The sequence below is a fragment of the Streptomyces geranii genome (assembly GCF_002954775.1).
Lineage (GTDB): Bacteria > Actinomycetota > Actinomycetes > Streptomycetales > Streptomycetaceae > Streptomyces > Streptomyces geranii.
In genome coordinates this window covers 35521-61678 of the sequence record NZ_PJME01000036.1, presented here as the reverse complement: position 1 = coordinate 61678, position 26158 = coordinate 35521, and the positions used below count along the sequence as shown (strand labels likewise).

General features: G+C 68.3%; 26 protein-coding genes and 1 pseudogene. 14 read left to right on the top strand and 13 right to left on the bottom strand.

What is annotated here, in order from left to right:
• The first annotated feature begins 200 nt into the window (after positions 1-200).
• Both CW359_RS31890 and CW359_RS46035 read left to right on the top strand, forming a co-directional pair.
• A complete protein-coding gene (locus CW359_RS31890; protein WP_105973666.1) occupies positions 201-818 on the top strand; it encodes a hypothetical protein in 618 nt (205 codons plus the stop codon).
• Positions 819-1088: 270 nt separating this feature from the next.
• Positions 1089-1262 (top strand): hypothetical protein, encoded by a 174-nt coding sequence (locus CW359_RS46035; RefSeq protein WP_198655468.1) that lies wholly within the window; start codon positions 1089-1091, stop codon positions 1260-1262.
• A gap of 188 nt (positions 1263-1450) precedes the next feature.
• On the opposite strand, the gene CW359_RS31880 is transcribed toward CW359_RS46035, so the two are convergent.
• From CW359_RS31880 to CW359_RS31865, 3 genes are all read right to left on the bottom strand, one after another.
• Positions 1451-2449 (bottom strand): hypothetical protein, encoded by a 999-nt coding sequence (locus CW359_RS31880; protein ID WP_105973665.1) that lies wholly within the window; start codon positions 2447-2449, stop codon positions 1451-1453.
• 908 nt (positions 2450-3357) lie between these two features.
• A complete protein-coding gene (locus CW359_RS31870; protein ID WP_232838702.1) occupies positions 3358-4857 on the bottom strand; it encodes a pentapeptide repeat-containing protein in 1500 nt (499 codons plus the stop codon).
• Between the two features lie 121 nt (positions 4858-4978).
• Positions 4979-5203 (bottom strand): dTMP kinase, encoded by a 225-nt coding sequence (locus tag CW359_RS31865; RefSeq protein WP_232838701.1) that lies wholly within the window; start codon positions 5201-5203, stop codon positions 4979-4981.
• Positions 5204-5381: 178 nt separating this feature from the next.
• Here CW359_RS31865 and CW359_RS31860 point away from each other — a divergent pair, with 178 nt between their 5' ends.
• Positions 5382-7067, top strand: a complete 1686-nt coding sequence (locus CW359_RS31860; protein ID WP_105973663.1) for a helix-turn-helix domain-containing protein — start codon at positions 5382-5384, stop codon at positions 7065-7067.
• A gap of 181 nt (positions 7068-7248) precedes the next feature.
• Positions 7249-8502, top strand: coding sequence for a three-Cys-motif partner protein TcmP (tcmP, locus tag CW359_RS31855; RefSeq protein ID WP_157968679.1), 1254 nt, complete (start codon positions 7249-7251; stop codon positions 8500-8502).
• Positions 8503-8547: 45 nt separating this feature from the next.
• Here tcmP and CW359_RS31850 read toward each other — a convergent pair whose 3' ends face one another.
• Positions 8548-9294 (bottom strand): DUF5131 family protein, encoded by a 747-nt coding sequence (locus CW359_RS31850; protein WP_105973702.1) that lies wholly within the window; start codon positions 9292-9294, stop codon positions 8548-8550.
• 720 nt (positions 9295-10014) lie between these two features.
• Here CW359_RS31850 and CW359_RS31840 point away from each other — a divergent pair.
• Entirely contained in the window at positions 10015-10590 is a 576-nt protein-coding gene (locus CW359_RS31840; RefSeq protein WP_105973661.1) for an RNA polymerase sigma factor, read from the top strand.
• Positions 10590-11576: a hypothetical protein gene (locus tag CW359_RS31835; protein WP_232838700.1), complete on the top strand. Its 987-nt coding sequence runs from the start codon at positions 10590-10592 to the stop codon at positions 11574-11576. Before CW359_RS31840 ends, CW359_RS31835 begins: the two co-directional genes overlap by 1 nt.
• Positions 11577-11637: 61 nt before the next feature.
• On the opposite strand, the gene CW359_RS46790 is transcribed toward CW359_RS31835, so the two are convergent.
• The 4 genes and pseudogenes from CW359_RS46790 to CW359_RS46030 all read right to left on the bottom strand — a co-directional run bounded on the left by CW359_RS46790 (position 11638) and on the right by CW359_RS46030 (position 14662).
• Positions 11638-11817: a hypothetical protein gene (locus tag CW359_RS46790; RefSeq protein ID WP_232838699.1), complete on the bottom strand. Its 180-nt coding sequence runs from the start codon at positions 11815-11817 to the stop codon at positions 11638-11640.
• 9 nt (positions 11818-11826) lie between these two features.
• Positions 11827-12000, bottom strand: a complete 174-nt coding sequence (locus tag CW359_RS46785; RefSeq protein WP_232838698.1) for a hypothetical protein — start codon at positions 11998-12000, stop codon at positions 11827-11829.
• A 154-nt stretch (positions 12001-12154) separates the two neighbouring features.
• Positions 12155-12286 (bottom strand): annotated as a pseudogene (locus CW359_RS46780) (DUF721 domain-containing protein); the annotation flags it as partial.
• A 159-nt stretch (positions 12287-12445) separates the two neighbouring features.
• Positions 12446-14662, bottom strand: a complete 2217-nt coding sequence (locus CW359_RS46030) for a hypothetical protein (protein ID WP_232838697.1) — start codon at positions 14660-14662, stop codon at positions 12446-12448.
• A gap of 991 nt (positions 14663-15653) precedes the next feature.
• On the opposite strand from CW359_RS46030, the gene CW359_RS31820 reads away from it, so the two are divergent.
• Positions 15654-16289 carry a hypothetical protein gene (locus CW359_RS31820; protein WP_157968678.1) on the top strand — a complete coding sequence of 212 codons (636 nt, stop codon included), beginning with the start codon at positions 15654-15656 and terminating at the stop codon, positions 16287-16289.
• A 562-nt stretch (positions 16290-16851) separates the two neighbouring features.
• Here the strand turns inward: CW359_RS31820 and CW359_RS31815 are convergent.
• From CW359_RS31815 to CW359_RS31795, 5 genes are all read right to left on the bottom strand, one after another.
• Positions 16852-17070, bottom strand: coding sequence for a GIY-YIG nuclease family protein (locus CW359_RS31815; RefSeq protein WP_105973658.1), 219 nt, complete (start codon positions 17068-17070; stop codon positions 16852-16854).
• A gap of 10 nt (positions 17071-17080) precedes the next feature.
• Positions 17081-17542: a PPC domain-containing DNA-binding protein gene (locus CW359_RS31810; RefSeq protein WP_105973657.1), complete on the bottom strand. Its 462-nt coding sequence runs from the start codon at positions 17540-17542 to the stop codon at positions 17081-17083.
• A gap of 28 nt (positions 17543-17570) precedes the next feature.
• A complete protein-coding gene (locus tag CW359_RS31805) occupies positions 17571-18551 on the bottom strand; it encodes an asparaginase (protein ID WP_105973656.1) in 981 nt (326 codons plus the stop codon).
• Between the two features lie 38 nt (positions 18552-18589).
• The gene (locus tag CW359_RS31800) at positions 18590-20296 is read right to left on the bottom strand and encodes a helix-turn-helix domain-containing protein (RefSeq protein ID WP_105973655.1); all 1707 of its coding nucleotides are present in this window, start codon (positions 20294-20296) and stop codon (positions 18590-18592) included.
• 154 nt (positions 20297-20450) lie between these two features.
• Positions 20451-20783 (bottom strand): GntR family transcriptional regulator, encoded by a 333-nt coding sequence (locus CW359_RS31795; RefSeq protein ID WP_157968677.1) that lies wholly within the window; start codon positions 20781-20783, stop codon positions 20451-20453.
• Positions 20784-21171: 388 nt separating this feature from the next.
• On the opposite strand from CW359_RS31795, the gene CW359_RS31790 reads away from it, so the two are divergent.
• The 7 genes from CW359_RS31790 (at position 21172) to CW359_RS31760 (ending at position 26135) form a co-directional block, all read left to right on the top strand.
• Positions 21172-21939: a hypothetical protein gene (locus tag CW359_RS31790; protein ID WP_105973653.1), complete on the top strand. Its 768-nt coding sequence runs from the start codon at positions 21172-21174 to the stop codon at positions 21937-21939.
• A gap of 146 nt (positions 21940-22085) precedes the next feature.
• Positions 22086-22424, top strand: coding sequence for a hypothetical protein (locus tag CW359_RS31785; RefSeq protein WP_232838696.1), 339 nt, complete (start codon positions 22086-22088; stop codon positions 22422-22424).
• Complete coding sequence (locus CW359_RS31780; RefSeq protein ID WP_105973652.1) at positions 22424-22690, top strand: WhiB family transcriptional regulator; 267 nt, start codon at positions 22424-22426, stop codon at positions 22688-22690. Before CW359_RS31785 ends, CW359_RS31780 begins: the two co-directional genes overlap by 1 nt.
• Positions 22691-22765: 75 nt before the next feature.
• Positions 22766-22936 (top strand): hypothetical protein, encoded by a 171-nt coding sequence (locus tag CW359_RS46025; RefSeq protein WP_198655467.1) that lies wholly within the window; start codon positions 22766-22768, stop codon positions 22934-22936.
• Between the two features lie 194 nt (positions 22937-23130).
• Positions 23131-23316 carry a DUF5999 family protein gene (locus tag CW359_RS31770; RefSeq protein ID WP_332875001.1) on the top strand — a complete coding sequence of 62 codons (186 nt, stop codon included), beginning with the start codon at positions 23131-23133 and terminating at the stop codon, positions 23314-23316.
• Positions 23317-23472: 156 nt separating this feature from the next.
• Complete coding sequence (locus CW359_RS31765; RefSeq protein ID WP_105973649.1) at positions 23473-23847, top strand: hypothetical protein; 375 nt, start codon at positions 23473-23475, stop codon at positions 23845-23847.
• Between the two features lie 146 nt (positions 23848-23993).
• Positions 23994-26135, top strand: a complete 2142-nt coding sequence (locus CW359_RS31760; RefSeq protein ID WP_105973648.1) for a DUF2637 domain-containing protein — start codon at positions 23994-23996, stop codon at positions 26133-26135.
• The last annotated feature ends 23 nt before the right edge of the window (positions 26136-26158 follow it).

Genomic DNA, 26158 nt, shown 5'->3' with positions numbered 1-26158 from the left:
GCAAGGTGAATCCCATTCCTCCGAACCGCCCTGCCATCCCCGGATGCCGCGCCGAAGACTGGACCCATGCCGTTCCTTTGAAGCGCCGCATTCGGCCAGGAATCGTTACAGGCTCAGTAATCCGGCGCGACGACACCTACATCGACCCTGTCTACGACATCGTCTACAACACCTGCCCCACTCGCGAGGAGGTGTATTCCATGAGGCTTCGCAGCCAGGCCCTCGGGAAGGCCACGTATAGCGTCGGCTCCGTTGAGGTCCCGCTCGACAAGCGCCCGGAGGCAGTGGACGCCCTAAGTGTCGACGTCCTGACGCTGCCGAGCAGCGAGCGGTGGCGGGAGGCGGTGACCACGGCCCTCCTCGGTGACTGGTGCGAGCCGCTGCTGCGCACCGGACATCTGCCAGCCACAGCGTTCGGCGCGTTGAGGGCGGAGGCGCGCACGCTGCACCGGCAGCTGGTCCCGGAGTGGCGGCGCCGGATCCGGCGCGGGCGGGTGCTGTCCCTGGACGCGCCGCTCGGCGACGGGCTGTCGCTGTACGACCTGGTCGTGTACGAGGTCGACTTCCTCGCGCACACGGCGGGCGGGGTGTTTGAGGACGAGCGGCTCAACGCCGTGCTGCGCGGCCTGGATCCGGTCGAGCGGGCGGTGGTGGTCGCGTACGCCGAGGGCGAGGCCACCACTTGGACGGAGGCGGCGGCCGTCGCCGGCGTCGCCGACCCGGAGGCCTTCGGCGAACGGGTCCGGCGCAAGGCCAAGCGGCTCGCCGCCGAAAAGCAGCGCCGCTCCGCCCGGCGGCACGGCCCTGTGGGGATCTGACACTGGTCTCGGTGCTCTCGGTAACTCATCCCTCGTTCGGCTGCCCGTTGTGGACACTCTGCTGGAAGGCGAGTGCGGTGTGCGCGGAGGGGATGCCGGAGTTCACGGCCGCGTCAATCCGGGGGGCACCGTTTCCGTTGCCATCACCCTGTGGAGGAAGGCCGGGCGACCAGGGAACTGGTCGCCCAGGCGGTAGCCGCCGTGCCCGACGTACGGGCAAACCCCGTGACAAACCCCGCATGTCCGAAACGGAAGGGAACCGCCCCCACCATGTCCTCGCTTGCCCTGCTCGTCGTCTTGCTGTTCGTCCTGCTCGGCGTCATGGTCTTCGGCAGCCTCGTCTACCTGGCGCACCGTCATCCGTCCTGCCGCGAGCCGTTGCTCGTCGGGTTGGCCGGCGTGGCGGTGCTGGCCGCTCTCGTGACGCCGATCGTCCCCCGGTGAGCTGTCGTTTCGCTGAGGCCACTCCGCCCCGGGGCCGCCGCCAGGGTCGTCGAGGCCGGCGGCCTCCTTCCACAGGCTGCAGCCATGTGGAGTCTTCCGCCGGAAGGCGGCTGCCCTGGGCCTGTCTCCTTTCCTCCAGCCGGGGCTTCGTGCTCGGGGTGCTCGGCTCTTGCTCTCGCGGTGGTCGGTCAGTAGTCCTCGGGAGCGCGGGGGGCGGCGGGGCCGGCCTGGTCGTAGAGTCCGCGGATCGCGTCCACGAGGTCCTGGTGGTCGGCGAGGTCGACGTTGTCGCTGTCGATGGCGTAGCCGACCAGGCTGAACATCTGGTGGATCAGACGGGCGTGCTTGACCGGTGTCATCGGTGCGGGCGCGGGTGCCGGGGAGTCCTGTCCGGGGTCGGCGGGAGGTTCACGGAGGGCTGCTTCGGCCTTGCGGTGGGCGTCCTCTACGGCAACCGTTTCGATGAGCTTGTCCGGCCACGGCGTGCGTACGGGGGCCGGGGCGTCCTCTTCTCCGTTGCGGTGTGCGTGGAGGATGGCGACTTGGTTGGCGCGGGTGACTTTGGGGCAGGTGTCAGCCCGTTGCTGGAGGTCGGGGAGGGCGGCAAGGCGCCGGGCGACTTCGATGATTTCGTGGGCGTGGTCGGCCGCCCAGTGTTGTTCGGTCTTGCGGTCGCGCTGGGTCCGGGCGGCTTCGACCCGGTCGCTCTGGGTCAGGGAGTGGCCGACGATGCCGTCGATGTCCTGGCGCAGCTGCAGGTAGCGGCGTTCGGCCGACTGCCGGCTGCCCACTTCCATGGCCGAGGCGAGGCGTGACCAGGTGATGTTCTTGCGGCGGGCGGCGGCGATCAGGCGCGGTTCGTCGATGTGGAGCTTGTCCCGCAGGGCCCGCTGGACGAGCAGGGCGGCAAGGATCTTGGTCTCGCTGAGGTCCTCCAGAGCGCCGAACTCGATGCTTTCGAGGACCTGGTCGTACTCGGCCGCGATCTCCCTCAGGGTTCCGGTGTGGTTCAGGGGGCGGTGAATCTTGGCGAGTTCTCCCAGCCAGGTGTCCGCGTCGACTAACTCGGGTTCTTTCAGATGATTCCAGGCGTCAATTCGATGTGTTTCCGCTTCCGGTCGCCGTGGTGTCGTCTTGCGGACGACTTTTTTTGTCGTCTGAAGGACGACGTTATGGGATTCGTGCACAGAAATCTCCGGTGAAATCGGGGTCGGGGAAAATCACTCGCCGCCGTCGGCTGCGGTTTCGTGGTCCCGCCTAAGCCGCCTGCGTCGGCGCCATGCCCTGGTCAGGGCGCTGGTCGCAGCACCAGTGGCCAGGACCAGGACGCCTGCGACGTATTCGGGCCAGGCTTCGTTCATGAAGTTGTTCGACATGGCAGTTCAGCGCGCCTGCGGGTGCGCCCGCTCCTTACTGGGTTGTGGGAGAGCATCGTGCTTCCTGAGCGGCCGGGCAGGCCGCACCCCGTTTTTCGTCGGAGTCCTGCCAGGGAATTACCTGATACAGGCGGGGTGGATCCGGTACCGCAGAACATTCTTAGGCCACGGGCAAGTGCCTCACTGCTAGTTGCCGGAGAATGAAGGGGTGGCGAACGGTGGCGAATAACAAGGGCGTACGGAAAGGGCAGAAAACGCCCGGTATGGATTTCCCGGCACCCGCCAACCGGAATTGACCGTTCAAGCCATCCCCTGTTCTGGATGGTCCAGTAGACGCGCGGCACAGCTTCCACCGCTCCTCGACGGGCACGCCCGCTCCGGGCCCGGAGACCATGGCGGCGCCGGTGCGGATGAGGAAGGAGGACGGAGGCGATCATCGGGAGGGGTGTCGTGAGGGCGGGCTCCAGCCCGCGGCGATCGGTGACGTCGTCACCCGCGCCGGCGAACGCGCCGGAATCGGGATCCGCTTCACCGGCCACAGCCCGCGCCGCGGCCTCGCCACGTCCTCCCGCCTCAAGGGCCACGACCAGATCGTCATCGCCAAGCAAAGCGGATGGGCCCCTGCTCCAAGATGCTGGCCGGATACCTCGAAGTCGTCGACCGGTGGGAGGACAACGCTCTGTTGGGGGTGCTGTAGACCCGGCCCACGAGGCCCGCACCTACCAGGCATCAGCCAACGTCACCCCAGCAGGCAAGGGCCCTCCCGACGAAGGCAGCCCCGATGGAGCGACGCCCAAAGCCCCCGCGAAGTCGACCGTGCCGCCGTTGAACTCCGCGCTGTCGAAGTCGACCGTGCCGCTGCTGAACTCCGCGTTTCCGAAGAGGGCCGTGCCGCCGCTGAACTGCGCGTTGCGGAAGAAGACGGTGCCGCCGCTGAACTGCGCGATGCGGAAGTCGACCGTGCCGCCGCTGAACTGCGCGCCGTCGAAGGGAACCGTGCCGCCGTTGAACTGCGCGCCGCCGAAGAAGACGGTGCCGCCGTTGAACTGCGCGTTGCGGAAGGAGACCGTGCCGCCGCTGAACTGCGCGATGCTGAAGGAGACCGTGCCGCCGCTGAACTCCGCGCCGTCGAAGGAGACCGTGCCACTGCTGAACCGCGCGTTGCCGAGGAAGACCGTGCCGCCGTTGAACTGCGCGTTGCGGAAGGAGACCGTGCCGCCGTTGAACTGCGCGTTGTGGAAGAAGACCGTGCCGCCGTTGAACTGCGCGTTGCGGAAGGAGACGGTGCCGCCGTTGAACTGCGCGTTGCGGAAGGAGACCGTGCCGCCGCTGAACTCCGCGATGCTGAAGGAGACCGTGCCGCCGCTGAACTCCGCGCCGTCGAAGGAGACCGTGCCGCCGCTGAACCGCGCGCCGTCGAAGTCGACCGTGCCGCCGCTGAACTCCGCGCCGTCGAAGGAGACCGTGCCGCCGCTGAACCGCGCGCCGTCGAAGTCGACCGTGCCGCCGCTGAACTCCGCGCCGTCGAAGGAGACGGTGCCGTGGAAGTGCGCGCCGGTGAAGTCGCCGCCGTCGAAGACCACGCTGGTGAAGGCGAAGCTGTAGTCGCGCCAGGAGTGCGTGTGTTCGAGGTCGAGGCGGAGGTGGTCGCGGATGAGGCGGATGACGGTGTGGCGGACCTGTTGCAGCGCGAGGTATTCGTGCCGGGCTGCGGTGTCCCCGGGCGGCAGGTCGGATTCCGCTGTGTAGGGCAGGCGCAGGTACGCGCACAGGACGTCGATGCACGTCTGGCGCAGGCCCCGGGTGGGTGCATCGTCGGCGAGGTGGGCCAGGGAGTGAACGCCGCCGAGGCGGACCGCGGCGGAGGCATCGCCGAGCTGGGAGACGGCGACGGTGAACCGCTCGCTGTGCAGGCGGGTCGCGTCACGCAGCGCGCCGTCCTCGTCCACCCGCTGGCGCCGGTAGGCCACGATCAGGGCGACCAGACCGCCGGCCCCGGCGACCACGCCGAACGACAGCTTCACCAGGTCGAAGAGCGTCTTGGAGTCGATGCGCGGCTGGGCCTTGAGCCCCCGGGCGCCGAGTAGGTCCCAACCGGCATAGAACACGCCACCCGCGACTGTCAGCGCGGCGATGAACGCCAAGGGCAGGACGACCCACACGTGCCACAGGCGCAGACCACGCTGGCGCTCCCGGGTACGGGCAAAGAGAGGAGTCACGACCGGCAGGACGAGTCAGCCGTCATGGCGGTTGCGATATCCACCACCTGCGGTCCGACACAGTCGCCACCGATCACATTCCGGAGCCACCGCAGAAAGCCACATGACGGGCAGTCAGGTCCTACGGGGCGGGCCGGCTGTTGGTCAGCAGGGTGCACAGGTACCGGGTGTGCGCGGTGAGGAGTTTGATGGCGCGGTCGGTGCCGCCGGGGAGGAACGGCAGCAGGATCAGGGCCGGGACCGCCGCGGTGAGGGCTATGAGCACGGCGGGGGTGAGCAGGGCGACGAGCAGGACGCGCTGGAGTGCGCCCAGGGTGCGCGGAGAGGGGAGCCAGGGTGGCAGCACGGAGATCTCCTGTAGTCGGGGTTCGGTGGGGCCCGCGGTGCGGTGAGGTAACTGTGCGGCGTGATCGGGTAGTTCAGGCTTGTCCGGCGCATTGCCGCAGGTAAGGTCCGGAAAACGGTGGCGTTGTCCGGGACGGGAACGGACAGCCTCGTACCGGACATGGCAAGGGGGAGCACCTATGGCGGGACGGGGAGGCAGGCCGCGGGCACCGATCCGGGCAGAGACCACGGAGGAGAAGGCGCTTGCCGAATTCCTCAGGGCGCGGGTCGACGCCAGCGGCAAGACTCCGAACACGCTGGCCGGCGAGATCCACCGTTCCAAGAGCCAGATCAGCGAATATCTCGCAGGGAAGGCCCCCGACCGGCAGGTCGTGGTCGACCTGATCAAGGCGACCGTTGCCGATCCACGGCTGCGTAAGAGATACGTAGAGGAAGCCGACAAGCTGCTGCGGGCCGCCGCCCATCCCGCTCCGGTGAAATCCCCGCCCCCGGTGGCCTCCGCCCTGGAACTCGCCGAGGCACGGGCCCAGCAGATCGAGATCTACGACCGGCTCACCCGCTCCCTGGAACAACAGAACGAACTGCGCGAGGCTGCCGCGAACTCCTCGAAGCTCGTCATGGCTCTTCTCCTAATGATCAGCAAGCTGGAGCGGCGGATCACCGACCTGGCCGGCGAGCGAGACCAGCTCCACGCAGGGCGCGACGACACCGACACATTGCGGCAGACCCAGCTCCAGCTCACCCGGGCCCGCGAGCAAGAGGAGCGCGCCCAGCAGGAACTTCAGCGCGCCCAGGAGAAACAACAGCAGGCCGAAGAACTCGCCGTCCGAGTCCAGGCCAGGGTCGACCAGCTCACCGGCGAACTCGACCAGCTGCGCACTGGCACGGCCAGTAGCTTCCCGGACAGCGAAAACACCTCGGCCCGCGGACCCGCACGGGGTGCCACAGTCATTGATCCGGTCGGTGACGACATGGACCAGGCCCTGGCCCAGGCCGCCGCCGTCAACGACCAAGACGATCAGATACTCCAGCGGATCACCCAGGACCTCACCCAAAACGTTCTCCCTGAGGACGGGGTTGTCCATGGCAACTCACCGGACAACCCTGTGACCAGCCACTTCACCGCGGACAACCTTCCCGTCCTGCGAGCGGCAGCCGAAACGGCAGCTGAGACAGGCGACTACGACAAGGCCGACCAGTTGTACGCGGCGTACGTCTCCATTCGCTTCCTCGGCCCGGACCACCCCGACTCCCTCTCCGCGCGGTACCAGCTGGCTCTCTGGCGGGGGAAGGCGGTGGAGGAGGCCTCTGTCCCGATGGTGGTCGCCGAGGTGGTGGCGGACCATGAACGGGTGCACGGAGCCGACGCCATCGCCACCCGGCACCAGTTGCTCCGCTGGCGGGTGGAGGAGGCGGAGGCGGTTGTCGTCGCGAAGGCGTTCGGCGAGTTGGTGGCGGATTACGAACGGGTGCATGGAGCCGACCACCCTGACACCCTCGCCGTCCGGTACCAGCTGGCCTACTGGCAAGGGGCCGCGAAGAGCGCGGCCAGTGCCAAGAGGGCGTTCGCCAAGCTGGTGGCGGACTACGAACGGGTGCACGGAGCCGACCACCCTGACACCCTCGCCGCCCGGCACCAGCTGGCCTACTGGCGAGGGATAGCGGGGAATGCGGCCGGTGCCGCGAAGGCGTTCGCCGAACTGATCGCGGACTACGAACGGGTGCATGCCTACTACCCCAACGCCCTCGCCACCCGGTCGCAGCGCGATTTCTGGAGGCAAGAGGCATCAAGTTGGCGTTCCCGGTTGAGTTGGCTTCTGGCTAGTCCGGGCCTAGATCCCCGTGCCGTTGAACCCCCGGGTTGAACGCTCTACCAACAGTCCAATTGGGCATGAACCCCGTTCATCAACGCCCTCGCCGACCGCGAACAGACCCGCGAGACGGAGGACTCCGAGCGCATCTGCCGCGACGATCCCGCCGTGGTCCAGCGCAGCCGCACCAAGGGACGCGCATCTGCCCAGCTTTTCGCTTGTGGTCTGTCCCGTGATGCCCTTGCCCGGCTTCCCTGAGTGCTTCACCATCTGTGATCAGACGGATACAGCAGTCGTGGGGGTGGCTATGTCGTCGGGTACGGGTGGGGGCTACTGGGCGGACAAGGCGCTGCCCAGCGTGTTCAAGCACGATCTCCTCAAGCGGTATCTGCCGCAGTTCGGCGGCATGACGGGTGCGCAGTCCCATGACAAGCGCGTGGTATACCTCGACGGATACGCGGGTGAGGGCCGTTACGAGAACGGCGATCCGGCGTCTGCGGAGATAGCACTGAGGGTCGCCTCGTACCTGCGCAGCGGGCCAGGGTTGACGTTGGAGTGCTTCTTCTGCGAGCCGCAGGCGAAATCCTTCGACCGGCTACACGAGGTCGTCCAGCACCACCTGGCACGGGGCGTACGGGCGCACGCTCATCGCGGTGAGGTCGACGGCGTTCTCGACCGGGTTATCGAGCGTGCTGTCCGGGAGCCGCTGTTCGTCTTTCTGGACCCGTGCGGGCTCGTCCTGCCGCAGGACCGCCTCATCGATGTCCTCGCGCATAAGCGTCCTCAGAAACGGCCGGCGACCGAGTTGCTGATGAACTTCAGCATGATGGCCGTGTGGCGACTGGGCGGCCACGTCCGTTCCCCGAAAGGCAACGAGAAGTCGCTGCAGCGGTTCGACGACGTGTGCGGCGGGATCTGGTGGCGGGAGTACTTCGCCGATGCGGTGGCATCACGCGACAAGGACGGTGCGGCCGAGGACGCGATCGAGGCGGTGGCGGCCGAGTACGCCCGCCGTCTGGCGCAACGCACCGGGATGCTCGTGCAGTCGGTCCCGGTGTCTCACTCTCCGCGCCAGCGGGCCGTGTACCGGCTGGTGTTCGCCACCCGTAGCCAGTACGGCCTGTGGGTGTTCGGCGACACCGTCGCCCGGGCTCGGGCGACGTGGTGGGAGACGCTGGAGGAGCGTGAGGACGACGACGCACTGTTCTCCATGGCTTCGGTGACGCGCCCGGACCCGAAGGAAGTTGAGGCCAAGGCAGTACCGCAGATAGCCGAGAACGTGGCGAAGTTGCTCGCACGAACCCGGCGGCCTGTCAGGCTCGTTGACCACACACTGGATGTCTTCGGGTCCTTCTACGGGCAGGTTACCGAGCCGGTCGTACGCCAGGCGGTCCGGCTTCTACATGAGCAGGGCGTCACGCCCAGCAACGGGGTGGGGGTGAAGAGGACCCGGGAGATCACCCTTTCCCCGGGGAACCTCGCGGCATGACGCTGTGGCCGGACCCAGCAGTACCGGCCGCAGCGTACGGGCCGGTCAGGCGGCTACCGGCAGCGGCATCTGGTCCCAGGTCCGGCCCTCCAGCAGGCGGCCGCCAGCCTTCGGGGTGCGACCACCCCACTGTTTGAAGAAGAACGCCGCCCCGGCCTCCTGAGAGGTGTCGCGGATCTGCGTCACCCACGCCTCGTCCAGAGGCCGGTGCCCTGGCCCCGACTCGCCACCGGCGATCACCCAGTCGATTCCCATCAGATCCAGCCCGTCCAGCGGCCCCAGCAGCGGCTCGCACGACAGGAACTTCACGGCCGCCGGCACCCGTCGTAGATCGTCGACGCGCGGCAGCTCCTTCGCGCTCTCCACTGAGACGCCCATCCACAGATTCGCCGGCCACTCCAGCAGGTCGGCGACCTGCCGCAGGCGCCGCGCCCGCTTGGTGAGCACCTGGTAGGTATGCTGCGGAGTCTCCGCGATCACGTCGAAAACCTGCCGTACGTAGTCCAGCGGCACGCGCGCGTGGAACAGGTCGCTCATGGAGTTCACGAAGACGGTACGCGGGCTCTTCCACCCGTACGGCACGCGCAGAGCGTCCGGATGCACCGTCAGCCCAAACCCGGGCCCGGACGTTCGTGGGTCACCGTCAGCCTGGTACTTCGGCGACCCCATCGCCTTCAGCCGCTTCGCCAGCGCCAGCGCATAGCAGTTGTCGCACCCCTCGGAGACGCGGTCGCACCCCGTGGTCGGGTTCCACGTCGCCTCGGTCCACTCGATCGCACTGCGGTCACTCACCGGCCGGCCCTCCATCCCCTCGAACCGAGCCTCATCCCCGACGGCGCAACCGCGGCCCGCTGTAACCCCAACGACCCGCCGCACCACCGGGTACCGGCATCCAACCATCCGACGCCCGCACCGTGTTCACCACCCCGAGAATGAAACATATGTTCCCTTTTTTCTATGCCGGTCTGCATGTTGCAAACCGGCCATCCCCGGAGGTTCGCAGGGCTCGCTGACGGTGCACGGCCGCGACAGCAGGCACCACCAGGCGGTCCGTCCACGCCCCGCGTCCCGTACGGCCGTCCAGTAGACCGGCCGACGTATGTCCACAGCCCCGAGACGACTGCCGTGGGGCCGTCAACGCCTCCACCACCAGATGCTCTTCCCGCGCGGAGACAGCCTCGCGGCCAGGCAGATGTCACAACTCCTGGGGAAAATCGCACTGTTGAGGTGCGCGGCGTGCGTGAGGGTGGGCTGAAGAGCCTGTACGGGAGAGAGAAGGGTTCGGAATGGAGCCTGTGATCACCGCAGCGGTGGTGACCGTGGCCGTCAGTGTCATCAATGTCATTGGGAAGATCACTCAACGGCGATTGAACGTCTCTGTGGAGATAGCGCGCATCAGTGAGGCGGCGCAGACCGAGCGGGTCCGCTGCCTCACAGGGCGGTCCGCCGCACCCGCCCCCCACCGTGACGGCCGCGAGGCAGAGCCCGTTGGCCGGAGCGGGGGTGGCAAGCGTGGACGACGCCATCAGCACTGACCTGCACCTTGTCGAGCCGCTGGAGACAGCTGCCACACCGCAGCCGGGGATCCGGCTCGCCGGGGTACTGCACGACGAGCAGTACCCGGCTCTGGTCCGCTTCCTGCTGCTGCAGGGAGCGTCGTGGACAGAGGCCCAAGATGCCGCGCAGGACGCTTTCACTCAAATGTGCGCGCCAGGCGTCACGATCACCTACCCACGCGCCTGGCTACGCACGGTGGCATGGCGGTTTTGGGTAAGCCAGCAGGTGAAACTCGAAGAGAGCTGCGCGGACCTCCCCGAACCTCAGCCCAGCCTGCGCTGGCAGACCCCGGCCCACGCCGCCGAGCTGGGGGAGGAGGAACGTCGGGTGATCTCCATACTTCAACCGCTGCCGGCCAAACAACGGGCCGCAATGGCCTGGCATCTGGACGGTTTCACCACTGAGGAAAGCGCACGAGCGATGGGGACTACCCAGGCGGCCGTCCGCCAGAACCTGGCCCGTGCGAGAACCGCGCTGAAGCAAGGCCTGGGGCTGGAAGGCCGGTTCGCCGACGAGAGGAGGAAGACGTGATGGGCAGCGATCCCCGCACCGCGGAAGGATACGGCCGACGCGATGAGGACCTCGACATTCTGCTGAAGACTATGCATCGTCGACTGGGCATTGCCGTTGTTGACCGCCTCAATGCCCATGGCGGACCGCCCGAACTGCGTACCCCTGACCTTGCGTTGGACCGACTCCTGGCAGCGACCCACCGTGCCACGGGGAAGGCTGTCAGCCGCCGTCTGTCCCGGGACGCCCATGCCGCTCAGCACAACTCCGTACTCCAGGCGCGTCTGGGGGCCCGGGGTCCCCTAGCCCGCCGCCCTGCGATGATCCGGGTGAAATACCGCGAAGAGGCCCTGCGCGTGGTGCACAGCTACTGGCCTTTCGACCTGGCCGAGGCCATGCGTACCGCTGTCCGCATCGTCCAGGACCTGTGTGACCTTCTGAACGACAGCGCACAGCCACTGGGCCGTGTCGACACTGTGGTGGAGCAACTCCGAGAACACCTTGAGGGCATGTCCCGGCGGCCCGAACCGCTCCGGCCCCAGGCTGCCTTTACCGGCCTGGACTACCTCGCCGCCGTCGAGTCCGCCCTCGCCGATCCGGCCGAACGCCTCGCCAACGAACTGCACAGCGTCCGGGAACTCCTGGACGAGGAACTGGCCCCTTCTGTCGCCACCCTCAAGGCGACCGGACGTGCCTACCTGTTCGGCGTCGGGGCAGTTGCCCAGGACCTCGTCGACGATCTGACCCACGGCTGTGGGGATGCCGACGCGCTGGCCAGAGTTGTCGCAGAAGTCGAGCAGGCCAGCAACGACTTTGTCGGAGCAGATCTCACCGGCGCCAAGCTGGACGATGTGCCTCTGGAAGGAATCCTGTGGGATGCGACGACTCTGTGGCCAGCCCAGTGGGAAACCCGCGTGCGCCGCGCCTCACTGCCGTCCGATGAAGAGCAAGGAGTCCTCGTGGTCGCGGCCGAGGGATGCGGCTCCGTGGTCCATGCCGATGCGTAACGTCGGGATCCCGCCCGATCGAGCAGTCGGTGCGGCAGGGGGTGCTGATCTACCAGTTGGCTCAGGCCGTGGTCCGCAGTGCAGCCGACTCGGGGACGGCGACCACCGTCCCGGACGTCCGGGACGCACGCTCTTGCCGTGCCCGGCGCAGCGCCAGGGCACGGGCCGCCTTGATCGCGGCCGGCTGGTCGTCCGTGGGCACCCCCGGCTCCGGGAACGCCTTTCGACTGAGCTCGCGCATCGCCCAGGTCTACCGTTCGACCGCCTCCGTGATGGCGAGGTCCGCCGGGGAGGGCGGGGCGGCCTGCCGGTGGGCAGCGAGTGCACGGTGGTAGCCGTCGCTGGCCATCTCCCGTGTCTTCACCGGCTCCTTGGGCGCCTCCGGGGCCTGGAGGATGCCGTCGTTCGACCCCAGTGTGGACACGGAGCCGGGCGCGAGGATCCGCAGGCCGCGCACGACCGTGCGGCCAGCCGACGCGCTGGCAGCCGCGATGATCCGGGACTGCTCCAGCCGGGCCCTTCGTCGCCCAGGCCGCCGACTCCGGACATACAGTGAGCCGGCCAGAGTCGGCGGCGTAGCCGACCGCCACGATGTGTCCGGCGAGCTCGGGGGCGAGGGCCTCCCACCGCTGGCGCAGCGTGGCACCGGCGGCCGGGAACTCCCAGGCCCGCTCGGTCACCAGCGCGCCGATCGCCGCCCCGAGCCCCATCGGCTCGCGCCCGTCGCGATGGACCACCGACGTCGTCCGCGGCTTCGGCTTCGCCGTACGGGTGTTGCCGCCGTTCTTGTGTGTCGCCTTCAGTGCGGCTCGCAGCGCGACCCGAGCCAGTTCGACGCCCGCCCTAGCCACCCGACAGCCCGCTGCCGCTCACGACCGCTCCCAGGTGGTGTAGCCGAGATCCAGGTGCCCGAGGCCGGACAGGCGCTGCACGTCCGCGACGAAGGCCCTGGTGAACAGCCTCTGCGCCGAGTGCTCGCCGTACCGGTCGATATGGTTGAACACGACATGGTGGTCGCGGGCGGCGCGGGTGCGCCAGTCCAGGACCTGCTCGCGGGTCAGGTCCTCGAGGACCGTGTCCTGGTCGACGACGTCGACCTCCAGCACCGGGGCGGCGGGTACCGAGCGCGGGACGGGCCACGCGACCGGGGCCGACGGTGTGGCCGGCTCATCAAGGGCGGGGCGCGTGGCCGCAGTTTCGGCGCGGGCCTTGGCCGCTGCCGCCTGCCGGGCCCTGACCTGCTCCCACTCCTGTTCGCGGGCCCATGCCCGGGCGGCCACAGTCTCGTGCAGCTGCCGCTCGGTCACCGTACGGCGCTCGGCTTCGGAGGCGTACGGCATCGCGGTGTCGACGGCGGCCGCGACCGCGTTGCGCCGGGCACGGCTGATGGCCTGCCGGTCCTCGCAGCGCGGGCAGTCCCGGCCGGAGTCGAGCAGCATGCGGTCGTCGCACAGCCGGTCGCCGCACTCCTGCCTCTGGGGCAGGCCCTTGCCGATCAGCCAGCCCACCGGGTCCTTGATCGGACCGCCCAGCCGCAACTGATCCTCCAAGCGCCGGGCGAGCCGGTCGGCGAGGACCTGCGGGCCGTCGGCTTGGCCTACGAATCCGCTCACCGTGGCCAGCTCAGCACGCGCGGCGGCCTCCACCAGGCGGCGGGCGGCGGGACGCTCCAGACGCGCCCACAGCAGCCGGACCGGCTCGAAGATCACCCGCAGGTTCTCCGGCGACAGGACCCCTCTCCCCTGCTGCTGCCTGCCCTGCCCCGTACTGGCTACGACCCGCACTGGGGCGCTGGCCACCGGGCCGCAGTTGCCGTTCTCGCTGATCGACGACGGGGACTTCTTCGGCTGTTCCCCGCGCAGCGGGCCGTCCTCGTCGCCGACCAGGCGCAGCCCGCCGACAACGTCGGCGTCCACAGCCTGGTCCTCGCGCTCGCACGCGCACTCCGGCAGATCACCGAACCCCTGACGGCCTTCGCCGGAAAACCCACCAGAGAGCGAGAGAGAAGAACCGTCAGTACCCACAGCAGGGTGATCAGTGTGAAGGGATGCCGTAACGTCGGGCTCTGCCACACCCGCCGCATCCGCCACCGACACACCGCTGACCTGCGACTCTGTGTCCGGCTCGAAGGGCTCACTACCCCCTGCCGCAACGTCGGGGTAACCCGGGGCGCTAGGGACGGTCACACGGTGCTTCTTCCGGGCGTCGGCGCCACCGCGCTTGGCGTGCGCGGCGGCGACCGCCGGCACGATCAGCCGCGTACGGTGCGCGAGACCGGACCCCGTCGCCACCCGCACCCGCTGCACCAGGCCCCGGTCCTCCAGCCGCTCCAGAACCCGCTCCCCCGCGGACGCCTTGCTGCCCAGCAGCCGGGCCACCGTCGCCGCCGCACGGCCCCGCTTGGTGTCCACCGTGCCGCCGCACTGCCGCACCCGACCGTTATCCCGCGACGTCAGGACCAGCAGGAGCAGCGCCAGACGGTCGGTCGCCGCCGCACGCCCCGTACGCGAACCGAGCAGCCCGGCCGGAGTCACCCGACCGTCCCGGTGCACCCACCCCGGAGCCATCACGGCCTCCAGCAACCGCAACAAGGTCGCCAGCTCTTTCTTCTCCAGCGCCAGCGGATGCCCGACCACGCTGTACGCGGCCCACACCGGCAGCACCCGGCACTCCAGCCCGACGTCCTGGCCGAACTCGCCCGGCGCCGTCTCAACGGAGACCAGACCGGAACGGCGCAGCGCCGGGACTACCTCGGAGGCGACGTACGACGCGGACAACCCCAGCCACCGCCCCAGTTCGGGCGTACGGATCTCCACGACGCCTGTCTCCGACGGCGTACGCGACGCCAGCACGATCACAGCAAGCCGGACCGCGTCCGACATGCCCTCCAGACCATCGGCGTCCAGCAACGTGCGCACCGCACCACCCAGCCGGGCCTGGGCATCCCGACCCAACGCCAACGGGTGCGCCGGACCGCGCACCGGCACCGGGCCGGCCTGCGCGGGCACCGACCGCAGCCGACGGCGCCGAACACCGCCGACACGGGCGTCGACCAGAGCGGCGGCCGACGCCGCGGCCGTGCTCACCGGCCCACCCGGAAGGAAGCCAGAACATGATCCATCCGGCGACCCTGGACCAGGTCACCTGTGGACAGATTCCAGCGAGCAGTGGCGGGGCTGTGGACAACGAGATCGGACGCGGGTACGGCGGGAGCCGGGACAGAGCGGTGCACACTTTCTACAGGTGTCGCGATCGGGCCCGGTGTGACACCTGACGGGCACCAGATCGGAAAGACGTCCCGAACAGCGGGATGTACAGGGCGAATCGGGCTGTGAGATTGCGCCAGACGGGACGCCACGGACGCGCAAAAGCGCATGAAACAGGCATAAGCGGGCTGGCGAAAGCCCGCGCGGTCGTGCAGAATGACGACGCCTCCTTCTTTGAAGGTGGACACGACGAAGCCCCTCCTGTGAAAGGGGGCACGCGTTGTGGTTCTGGGAGAACCAAGTTCGAACCGCTCGCAGCCGGCTGGTACCGGGGCGAGCAGCCCCTCCGGGGAGGCCGTGGCAGGCCGAAACCGGAGAATTAGTTGGGGCGCCGTGCCGAGGTGAGTGGCATCACTATGTGGCCGGGCCCCGGGCGGCTAGAAGTCCTGCACAGCAGGCGCCGCCCGCAAACTCACCTCATCTCGACCCCCTCGCGGGGCGAGACGTGTACCCGCACTCGGAGATGTGCGGAAGCATGGGAAAGGCACCCGCCCGCCGGAGCGACGTACGAACCATCGCTACTACGGCGGCAGATGCCTTGTTGTGTGCCTGCCCGAAGGTACGGGTACCCTGAGCCATGTCGAGACCACCTAATTTGGTCTGCGGCCGTGCCCCGGAGTGCAGCCTCGCGGGGCTTAACCATGTCCATTTTGATCTTATCCGGAGACACAGTACCCCCCTCACCGCACGCAACGACACCCCGCCCCACGTCGTGTCGACCTTGCAGAAACCCCTTTTGACGCACCGCCAGCCCGATCGCCGTCTGCCCCCGTGAGCTCCCACCGGAGATCAAACCGGCATGATGAGCGTCATGCATGCACCGCCGACCGACTCCCAGGACCTGGACGTGGAGTCCTTCGCCACGCCGCTGCAACAACGTCGCTTCGCGACAGCCATGCAGCGACTCGCCGCCAGCCGAACCCCCGGCGCCCCGGTGCGCGTGTACGTCAGCGCCGCACCCAGAACCGTGGACAACCCCAAGTGGGACAACTGGCTGGCACAGATCACCCAGGACCTGCCCGACAGCGCCGAAGTCCTGCACTACCGCAGCGTTTTCACCGACGACCAGCCCTACGACTGGGACACAGTCGCCGGAGAAATCGACGGCCTCGTCGTCGTAGGAAAACAAAAACGTGCCGGAAGCAGGGTCTACCGCTTCGGACCGGTAGCCCGACTCGAACTCCGCTCGCTCATCGCCCAAAAACCCGTACTCCTCTACGCCCACAGCCAAGGGCTCATCCCGGTCATCGACTGCCAGAGCCAAGTCCTCACACAGGGCGGCACACCGAGGCTGAAGCTCATCGCGCCCAAGAGGTGGAACCAGGAGAGCGCGACGCTCCAGGCCGCGCTCAGGGCTCTGGGGCCGGCTCAAGGGGAAACCACGGAGGAGGAGCGCACGGTCGCGCCAAGACACCTCGCTCATCCGTTCGTCACACCTCCTCGGTAAGGCCATCAAGTTTTTATTAATTGGAGGCAGGTTGCGCCTGCGGTGCCCCCAATCTGAGCAGATTCTTCGGATACTGCCAAGGAGAATTTGGGCTGATATGCCGAAATTCCCGTAGGATGGTTGCCTTTCCCTCAAATTTCCCGTGAGGCGGGAAGTTCGAGGGTGCCCCTTCAATTCCTTCTGGGCGGACGTATCTGTGGGAACCGCTCATCCCAACAGCGAGGTTCCCAACTCGTCTCCTCCACGATGAAGTCAGGATCCCCCAGATAGGCAAGACGGCCAGTGCGGCAGTCGACGCAGCCGCCATTTGCGTTGCACTGATGAAGCATCGCTTCTCCGGAGCCGGGCGTCTCCAGGATGATGCTGTGCGCAGCAAGGACACCCCTGGCACGCCAGTGAGGTACCGGAGGGAAGCGAACCTCCCAGTCGATTCCCCCGAGTTGGAGAGCGGAAAACTCTGTCGCGTGGTGCGGCTGGGTGCACGGCTCGAGCGCATTCCTGCCATGCCCAGAGCTATGGCAGCACGCACCTCCTCCACTGGGTTTTCACCAAGCCTGAACCATTAACCACGTACGTTGTGGGCGCCGAAGTAGCGGTGTAGCTGTGCTTCCAGATCTGGGCCGCCCTCAAATGTCGCCAGCAGGGAAAGTTCGACAGGCGACCCGACTTGGAGGAACCAGAGACGTTTTTCCGGGTTCCTGCTGTAGCCGATCTTCACGAACCTTGAGCCTAGAGAGCCGACCAGATACACCTGGCCTGCCGCACCAATTCCGGTCGTCATGACCACTTCCTCAGGCTTCAAAGGTCAGCAACGGAACGTCATAGAGAAGCGGGTTCTTCGGGCGAGTCATCACGGGCGCGGTGACCTCGACGACATACATTTCGACGAGAAACTGGACACGGGCACTGAGTAGATGACTTGTATATCCGTTTGCCGACCGTGCCTTCTCCCCCAGAGATGTATGGATATGCGGCGAGACCGAGTCCGTCTCAGCGTCGTAGGCGAGGGTTCCACACCCCATTGCCTCCACACCCGTGACGTGGACCTTGCTCCAGACCGGGGCGTCAGGGTCTTCAAGCTTTTCGCAGGCCCCGACGATGTCCGCCTCCGCGAAGCCGGCGATGAACATCGGGATGTAGCCGTGCCGGATCCCGTTCGCGCGGCAGAAATCGGCAAGAGTCGGAAAGAAGTCGTCGCCGTGGTCGAAATTCACGGCGAAGGTCCGGCCGGTGGTCAGCTCGTAGCTACGCAAGGCGGTTCTCCGGATGCTGGTGAGACGGTTACGAGATGGTGCTGAAGGTCTGGGCGATCTGGTCCGTGTTGGCGGAGGTCATCAGCAGCAGCTGTAGAAGGATGCGTGCCTTGATCGGGTCCAGCGTGCTGGCGGAGATCAACCCGTGTGTGAGCAGGTCGGATTCAGAGCCGGGGAAGCCGTAGGTCTGGCTGAGCACAGGACCGGATCCGGTTCGCGTCGCGAGGATGACCGGCATGCGCTTGGCGAGACTGGCGAGTTCGTCCACGCATGCCATGGGGACATGCCCGGCCCCGAACGCCGCGACCACCAGTCCGTCGACATGGTCGCCAACGGCTCGCAGGACGGTCCCGTCGTCGCCGAGACCAACTGTGACGATCGCGGTGCGCGCGGGAGCGCTGGCATTGTGAGGAGCGACCGTCAGAGAGGTGCTAGGGCGCGCCATAATCCGTACGCGGTCTTCCACGATGTAGCCGATCGGCCCGGGGTACGAGGTGAAGGCCGTCGGACTCGTGGCGTGGGTCTTGCGGACCCAGCGGGCAGCGTGGATCTCTTCTCCGAACACCACGGTGCAGCCCGTACCTCGTGCCTCTGCGCTGGCCGCGACGCGAATAGCGGCCAGCACATTCGCAGGACCGTCCGCGCCGGCCATGCTCGCGTTGCGCATGGCGCCCGTGACCACGATCGGCATGTCCCCGGCGGTGACGAGGTCCAGCAGATACGAGGTCTCCTCGATCGTGTCCGTCCCCTGCGTGATGACCACGCCGTGAACCGGGAGCGTCTCGACCGTCACGGCGAGCTCGAGCAGGTCGGCGAAGGACAGCGACGCCCCAGGAAGCTGTCGGAAATCCACGACCTCTACCGCGATACCCGTGTCGGCGAGGCCCGGCACGGCCGCGACGAGGTCGTCGGCCGACAGCGTGGGCGTTGCTCCCTCGCCTGTCTGGGCTGTCATCGCGATGGTGCCGCCAAGGGTGAACACCGCGACGCGTCGGGTGCTGTCGTTCATGGTCTTTTGCCCCTTCGTGGGCGTGCGAATGGTGTGGGTCAGCGGTCAGCTGGGAGAGAGCCCACGTACCTGCATGCGGTGTCGATGCCATCCGGTGAGACGAGTCGGCTGCGGGATTGGATCAGCCCGGACGACCCGACCTTGGCGAGCTGGGCAGACCGCTGGATCAACCAGGACCAGGGCAGATCGAGGTACTGCGCGAGAGCACGCAGCCGTTCAGCAGGGGTGGCCGCTGCGGTGACCGAATGGGCGCCGACATCCTGCGCTGCGTTCGTGAACTCACGGACTACCGATGATCGGGCGGTCACGTCGACATGCCACATGCCCTCACCGCCAACCCAGTTGGCGATCACGGCCTCCTTGTCGGGGGCTACGACGAAGCCCTCGACCGCCTCGTAGGACGCGTCGGAGGTGACCTGGGTATGGATGCCCATCGCTTCCATCAGCGCCATGGCCAAGAACAACAGGATGCGCTCGTGACGTGGGGAAGAACGGACGACGTTCTCGGGGATGCAGAAGGCGCGGGTGCTCGTACTGCCAAGTGCCTTGGTCGTCTCACGCAGGTACGGGTACTTGTGATCGAAGATCAGCCAGGCGCTGGCCTCCTCCCCGCGCTGCTCGCGGGTCCAGAAGGCGGGCACCTCGGGGAGATCGGGCAACGCCCGGAGAATATGGCGAGCACAGAAATCTGAGCCGAGCCACATGTGGGCGACAGGGTTTAGCCCGGGTGCGGCCTCTCGACTGACGGCGGAAGCGGACAGCCGCTCATACGCCCTGAGATCGCTGTGAGTCTCAGCAAGAGCCTGGTCATCCGCCTGCAGCGCGTCGTCGTAGTTCGCGACGGCCCACAAGATGCCCTGGGTGAAATCGTCCAGTTCGTAGGCAGTCGGAGCGGTGACCTCATGCGCGTTGCGGTTCCTCGCGAGCCTGCCACGCGCCTTGCGTCCATCCAGGACATAGAACTGCGGGGCACCCGCAGAGGCGACAGCCCCGACCAGCAAACTGCGATTCGGCCGGTTCAGGAACTCTTCAGTACGCCGCTGGTCGGGGACGGACACGATCACCCGACCCGCCTCGACACGCGCAGGGTGGACCTGGAGCGAGAGCTGGGAACCGAGCATGGAACGACCGCCCGGGATGAGCGCCTGCCAGTCGACGCCGAAGTCGGGAACAGGGCGAGAAAGTCGGAGGCCGGGCCAGCTTTCGGTGAAGCGCCCGGCGAAACCGAACGGGTCCTGTGTTGCGTTGACTGAAGCCGCTGCTGGTGTAGAGAGACCAGCAACCGCCGCTGCACCGATCCCCACCCCAGCGCGCAACAGCGTGCGTCGATCGAGCGCCACGAGCACCACCGTTCCATCGTCAAGACGTTGAGGGACGAAGATCCCCTCCCCATCTGACGATGCCGCCCAGGAGATAGCCGTGGCCAGGTCCAACGATGTATCGGATACATGGACCGACGATTCGGATACATGGACGGGCTCGGAGACCCCTCGGCCAATCTCCTGCCAGAGCTCGACCAAAAGTCCGCCAGCGCCCAGGACCCGGTCGATCAGCTCCGCCTCCTCGCGGTCCTTCGGGGGACGGTCGCCGTTCTCCCAACGTTGCACCTTGGCGTGCGAGACGAACGTCTTGGCGGCCAGCTCCCGCATGGATAGACCGCGCGCATTGCGCAGCTCTCGGATCATGTAGCCAAGACGGTGCTGGGGCGACTGATCCGGCGTCAGCACGTTCGGCTGCTGCCCCACTTTGGGTCCCCTCCATGTATCCAAGTCGGTGTATCCGGCGGCTGGATACACGGTCGATCTAGAACTCGCTCCGTGAACGGGTCTACAACTTTGCTAACGAAGTTGAGCCCGCCAAGGAGGGACGAACATGAGCAAGGTGACGCGGGGAAGGGCGTCAGTCATTGCCCCCCCTCTCGATCTTTTCGAGGCGCGCGACCAAATCCGAGACCTGCTCCTCGAGTCTCTTGAGAGTGCGGGCGGTCGAGTCCTCATTGGACTCGCTTGCCGTCTCGGTAATGAACGATCCGCGCCCCTGGTGGGAGTAGATCAGTCCGGCTACCCGCAGCTCAGCCAGCGCACGTTGGACGGTGCCCGGAGCGACACCGTACTCGCCGGACAACTCCCGTGTGCTCGGCAACTTCGTGCCGGCGGTCAGCCGCCCCGAGCGGATCTTGTCCCGCACATCCTGAACGATTCGCTGGTACGGCTGCACGGACTCGTGGCTCATGAGCGACATCGTAGGTCGACCCCCTCGGCATAGCTAGCTTCCATAGCTTCACCAACCAACTGCTTGACACATCCTGGACTGTATCAGCTAAGTTATGTATGCCGACTAGGTGAACTGGTCGGGATCACGCAGAGCCCGTTAGGGAGTCGGAACCTCGGTCCCTCACAGAACCATCGCAAAACAGCAGGAGTCACTGCCTCTTCGGGGGTGGCGGCAATGGGGTTGAGCCCGCGCTCCCCCAGTCGACGGCGCCTGTACCGAATAGCTCCACCCGAACCACCCCTGAACAGCGAAGTTGCGCTGTCTGTCCGCCAGGACTCCCCGGCCGGAAGGCCGGCCTGGCGCGGCAGAGAGGGCAGCACTCGCTTTACCCGCCGAAAGGAACGTGATGGCGAAGAACCGCAAGCGTTCAGGCCGGACCCGCACCAAGCGCGACAACCGCCGCGCACCGATGCTGCTCAGCAAGATCGACCCTCAAGAGATCAACGTCCGTGAGGGCGAGGCCAAGTCGCTAGTCTGCCCCGACTGCCGTACCTGGCGCCGGCTGATGGGCGGCACGAAGCTGGTGATCCGCGAACACTGCGTCAGCGACACGGTCGCCGGAGGCGAGAAGCACGTCCGGTGCGACGGAAGCAACCAGGTCGTCCAGCTCGACATCACCATCGAGCAGTGGAGCGAGGCGATGCTCGCCGCCGACAGCACGGCGACCGGCCGACGTTCCGCCCGCCAGTACTACAAGCCGCTCCCGGCCCCGGCCAAGCCCGTCACCAAGATGGCGCCCACTGCACAGACGGCCCTCGCTGCCTACCGGGAGCACTTCAAGAAGTGCCACGCCAGCAGCGCGCCGGGACGCTGCACCGGCAACCAGCGCTGTGCCGCAGGGGCCAAACTCGCCACGGTCTACGAACAGCGCAAGGTCCTGGACCGCGAGCGAGCTCGATTCGACCGCTCCTATATCAAGGCCGCCGCGATGGACACCGCAGCCGAGTGGGCCAAGCACCACGAGGCCACGGTCGAAGCGAAAACGGCCACGGCCAAGCGCAGCGGTACGACGGTCGAAGAGGCCAACAACGCCTGCCGGATCCACCCGGCTGGCACGGTCTCCGAGTTCCGCGGCCTCGAGGTGCCGCTACAGCCGGTGCGAATCAGCGCCTGACCTCACACGCACGAACGCCCACGGCCCCGGCCACCCCGATCACTCGGGATGGCCGGGGCCGTGGCCGCTCGTACGACCAGCCAAAACGGCGACAGCCCCGGCGACTTGAGACCCCCGGGGCTGTCCAGGACCTGACTGGAGGACCTGTGCAGACCAGCATGACACTCCCGGCCCCCGCGGCCGGACCCGACCCGATGATCATCGAGGCACTGCGCCGGGTCATCGACGAGCAGATCGGGCCGCGCCTTCCGGGCGCCATCTACTCCAACCAGGACGGCGCCTTCGAGGTGATCGTCCTCATCCGCGACCCGAAGCGGGCCCGCGAGCTGCTCAAGCGCCGCTGCGCGCAGTGGGCGTTGATCGTGAAGGACGTGCTCCGTCCGGGCGCGGAGCCGTTCGCCATCGGATCGACCTGGACAACATCCGACCACCTGGTCCGCGAGGCCAAGGCCCCCGCGACCAACACCGACGGGGGAAGGCACTGATGGACTGGCGACACAACGCGGTCTGCCGCGAAGAGGACCCCGAGCTGTTCTTCCCCATCGGCAACACCGGCCCGGCGCTCCTGCAGATCGAAGAGGCCAAGGCCGTCTGCCGCCGCTGCCCGGTCATGGAGCAGTGCCTGCAGTGGGCACTGGAGTCCGGACAGGACGAGGGCGTCTGGGGCGGGCTGTCCGAGGACGAACGGCGTGCGATGAGGCGCCGCGCCGCCCGCCGCCGGACCCAGGCCAGGGCGGCGGCGACGGAATGACCGACGCAGAACGCCGGCGCATGGAAGACGCCCTCCGTAAGACCAACAAGCAGAGTGCGGACGACCGGCGGGCCCGTGGCTGAGGACCTCCACGCCCGCTACATGAAGGCCGATGCGGCCCGCCGCGCGCACAGCAGGACCTGTACCGGGTGCTCGCCGGACGCGCGGTGCGAGGTGGGCCGACGCCTCGAGGAGTCGTTCGAACGGCTCCAGGACGCCTACCTCACCCGGCTCCGCAAGAGCTGACCCGCCACGCGGGACGCGATCCCAACTCGCCGCCCGCCCCGCGTTCTTCCTCCAGGCCGACCGCCCGCCGTACGGGCGACCGGCCTTTCCCACGCCTTCCGCCCGGGAACGCCCCGGGTTCCTGAACGCAGGAGGACTTGATGCCCCCCAGCACCACGCCCACCACCGTGCCGACCGAACTGCTCCCGGACTCGCTGTGCACGCATACCCCGCGCTGCCCGTCGGCCTCCAGCCCGGCGGCGGAGGCCGCCCGCGTTGTGGTCGGCCACCCGGAGCAGGGCTGGAGCTTGCTGTGCAACGGGGTCCTCCTCTTCGAGGACACCGGCGAGCTGCTCCCCGACGGCCGGATCATCGCCCCGCGTCGGCTCACGGAGGTCTGACCGCACTGCTCCCGCCTGCCGGGAGCGGAACGGAAGTCGCTGCCCGCCTCGCAGCACCGTCACCAGCCGGACGCCCGTGCCACGGGCGGCCGGCTTTTCGCACGTCCCGGCCCGGGAACAGCCCGGAGCCGGTGCACTTCAACGGAAGGACACAACGTGGCACAGCAGCCGCGCACGCAGACCACGCCGACGCAGACCGGCTACAAGAAGGGCGACCTGGTCCTGTTCCGCGACGCCGAACGGTTCTGGCTCGGCAAGCCCGGCCACACGTTCGTCGGCCGGGTGGAGCGGTCCTGGCGGCACGCCGACACCGGCAAGACGCTCTACGACCTGGTGGAGCTGAGCGGCAACCGCGCCCGCGCGGGGATCGACCCCGACTACATGCGACTGCTCCCGCCGGCCGACGCGATGCACGACATCGACACCGCGCCGCTGACCGAGCCGGACACCGGGGCGATGACCCCGGCCGCCGTCGCCTGGCTGCGCCAGCACCTCACGCAGGACAACGGCAAGCCGTCCGTCCAGCGCTGACCACCCGCCCCTTGGCAGGACGGCCCTCCGGGCCCCCGGCATTAGAGCTGCCGGGGTCCCGGAGGGCCTGGTCACGACCCTACCGACCGCCACTGATCCACGGTGCCCCTTCTCAGGGAGGCGCCCGGAAGAGAGAGGACATTCCCGTGGCCAACACCAAGACCCCCCGCCGCAGGCGCCAGCCCGCGACGACGCCGAAGTCCCGCGGCGGGCGCAGCCAGGCGACGGCGGTGGCCGTTCCCGTCCAGGCCGCCGCGCCCGAAGCTCCCGTCCTAGAGGCCGCCGCTCTGGCGGTGTACCCCGAGGCCGACCCGCACCTGGCCGACGCCGCCGACCGCGCCGCCGACCTCCGGGACCAGGCCGCCGACGCCGCCGCCCGCATCCTCGCCGACGGCCGGGAGCGCGCCGCCGAACTGCTGGACAGCGCGCGCACCGAGGCCGCCTCGATCACCGAGGCGGCCACGACCGAGCAGACCCGCCTCCTGGCCGTCGCCGCGACGGACGCCGACCAGGTCCGCAACGACGCCGCGACCGCTGCGGACGCCGACGCGCAGCAGGTCCTCGCCGACGCCGAAGCGAAGGCGGAGCAGCTGCTCGCCGACGCGCGTTCGGAGGCCGACGCCCTCGCCACGGCCGCGACCGGCAGGGCTGACCAGGTCCTCGCCGACGCGCGCCGCCAGGCGCACGATGTCGTCACCGAAGCGAGGACGGCGGCCGGTGAACTGCGGTCCGCCGCCGACCGTGATGCGGTCACCGTCCGCGCGGGCGCGAAGGCGCAGCGCACCGAGCTGCTGGCCGACGCGGACCGCACCGCGAGCGAGACCCGTACCCGCGCCACCACGGACGCCGAACACGTCCTTCAGCGGGCACGGACCGACGCTGACCGGATGCGTGAGAGCGCGGACGGCCAGGCCGCGCAGGTGAGGGCCGGAGCCGAGAAGGTGGCTGCCGGCCTGCGTCAGGACGCCGACCGCGCCCTCGCCGACGCCCGTGCCACGGCGGAGGAGCTGCGGGCTGGTGTCGACAAGGACATCGCCCGGCTGCGCGAGCAGGCAGACGCCGACGCGATGGCGGCCCGGGAGGCAGTCGAGAAGGCCACCGCCGATCAGATCGCCGCCGCCCAGGCCCGAGCCGAAGGCGAACGCGTCCTGGACGCGGCGACGCAGCGCACCGTGCAGCGGGCCCGGCGCCGCGAGATCCGGACCGAGTCGCGAGCTGCCCGCCGCAAGGCACGCAACGACGCCCGGCCCGCCGGCGGCGTGCCGCCGCTGTCCGGGGGGGAGCTGGTGGGCGTCGTCGCGATCGTGCTGGCCGCCGCGGCCGTCTCCACCATCGGCCTGCTGTCCTCCTACACCGCGCTGGAGACCAAGGCGGCCGGGTGGGGCTGGGAGTGGCCGTGGCTGCTGCCGGTCGGCATCGACGTCTCCATCCCGGCTTTCACCGGCGCCAGCCTGGTGCTGATCCGCATGGGTATGGAGCTGCGCTGGATCCGGTGGGTGCCGAGGACGCTGACGGCGGTGACCGTCTACCTGAACTGGCACGCCTCCGACAGCATGTCCGGCCGCCTCGGGCACGCCGCCCTCACGCTGCTGTGGGTCGTGTTCTCGGAGATCGCCTCGCACGTGTACGCCACGAGGATCGGTGCGGTCACCGGCAAGGTGCGGATGGAGACGGTGCGCCGGTCCCGCTGGATCCTCGCTCCGATCCCCACCGCCCGGCTGCGCCGCCGCATGATCCTGTGGGAGATCACCTCCTACGAGGAGGCGCTCACCCGCCTCCAGGAGCAGACGTACCTGCGAGCGCAGCTCAAGGAAGAGCACGGTCTGCTGTGGCGCTGGAAGGCTCCGTTGGAGCAGCGGATGACGCTCAAGCTCGGAGAACTCCCGGCCGCGCTCGCCGACACGCTCACCCCCGAGGACGCTCACACCATCGAGCGAGCGGAGGAAAGCGAGCACGCTCACCCGGAGGTGAGCGCGCTCACCTCCGGGGAGGTTCGCGGTGAGCGTGAGCGCCCGGCGCTCACCTCCGGCGCTCACGAGAGTGAGCGCGCCAGGGAGGACGGAGACGCTCAGCGAGCGGAGGGCGCTCTTACGCGCAGCGAGAGTGACGCGCTGACCGAGCGCCGCCACGCACGCATCCGTCGGCTCTACACCGAGCTCGGGCGCCGTCCCGAGTGGACGGAGATCCGCGACGCGCTCACCCAGGCGGGCCTGTCCGACAAGCCGGTCTCCCGGCCGACCGCTCAGCGCCTGCGTGAGCAAGTCGAAAAGGCCGCCCCGGGCGCGTAGGTGAGCGCCCGGTGAGCGCTCAG

Bases quoted from the DNA above. Each gene is read 5' to 3' on its own strand.
- CW359_RS31795 (WP_157968677.1), bottom strand. From the start codon at position 20,783: ATGAGCCACGAGTCCGTGCAGCCGTACCAGCGAATCGTTCAGGATGTG.
- CW359_RS46035 (WP_198655468.1), top strand. From the start codon at position 1,089: ATGTCCTCGCTTGCCCTGCTCGTCGTCTTGCTGTTCGTCCTGCTCGGC.
- CW359_RS31780 (WP_105973652.1), top strand. From the start codon at position 22,424: ATGGACTGGCGACACAACGCGGTCTGCCGCGAAGAGGACCCCGAGCTG.
- CW359_RS31820 (WP_157968678.1), top strand. From the start codon at position 15,654: ATGCATGCACCGCCGACCGACTCCCAGGACCTGGACGTGGAGTCCTTC.
- CW359_RS31790 (WP_105973653.1), top strand. From the start codon at position 21,172: ATGGCGAAGAACCGCAAGCGTTCAGGCCGGACCCGCACCAAGCGCGAC.
- CW359_RS31805 (WP_105973656.1), bottom strand. From the start codon at position 18,551: ATGAACGACAGCACCCGACGCGTCGCGGTGTTCACCCTTGGCGGCACC.
- CW359_RS46790 (WP_232838699.1), bottom strand. From the start codon at position 11,817: ATGCGCGAGCTCAGTCGAAAGGCGTTCCCGGAGCCGGGGGTGCCCACG.
- tcmP (WP_157968679.1), top strand. From the start codon at position 7,249: ATGCCCTTGCCCGGCTTCCCTGAGTGCTTCACCATCTGTGATCAGACG.
- CW359_RS31890 (WP_105973666.1), top strand. From the start codon at position 201: ATGAGGCTTCGCAGCCAGGCCCTCGGGAAGGCCACGTATAGCGTCGGC.
- CW359_RS31835 (WP_232838700.1), top strand. From the start codon at position 10,590: ATGGGCAGCGATCCCCGCACCGCGGAAGGATACGGCCGACGCGATGAG.
- CW359_RS31815 (WP_105973658.1), bottom strand. From the start codon at position 17,070: ATGACGACCGGAATTGGTGCGGCAGGCCAGGTGTATCTGGTCGGCTCT.
- CW359_RS31860 (WP_105973663.1), top strand. From the start codon at position 5,382: ATGGCGGGACGGGGAGGCAGGCCGCGGGCACCGATCCGGGCAGAGACC.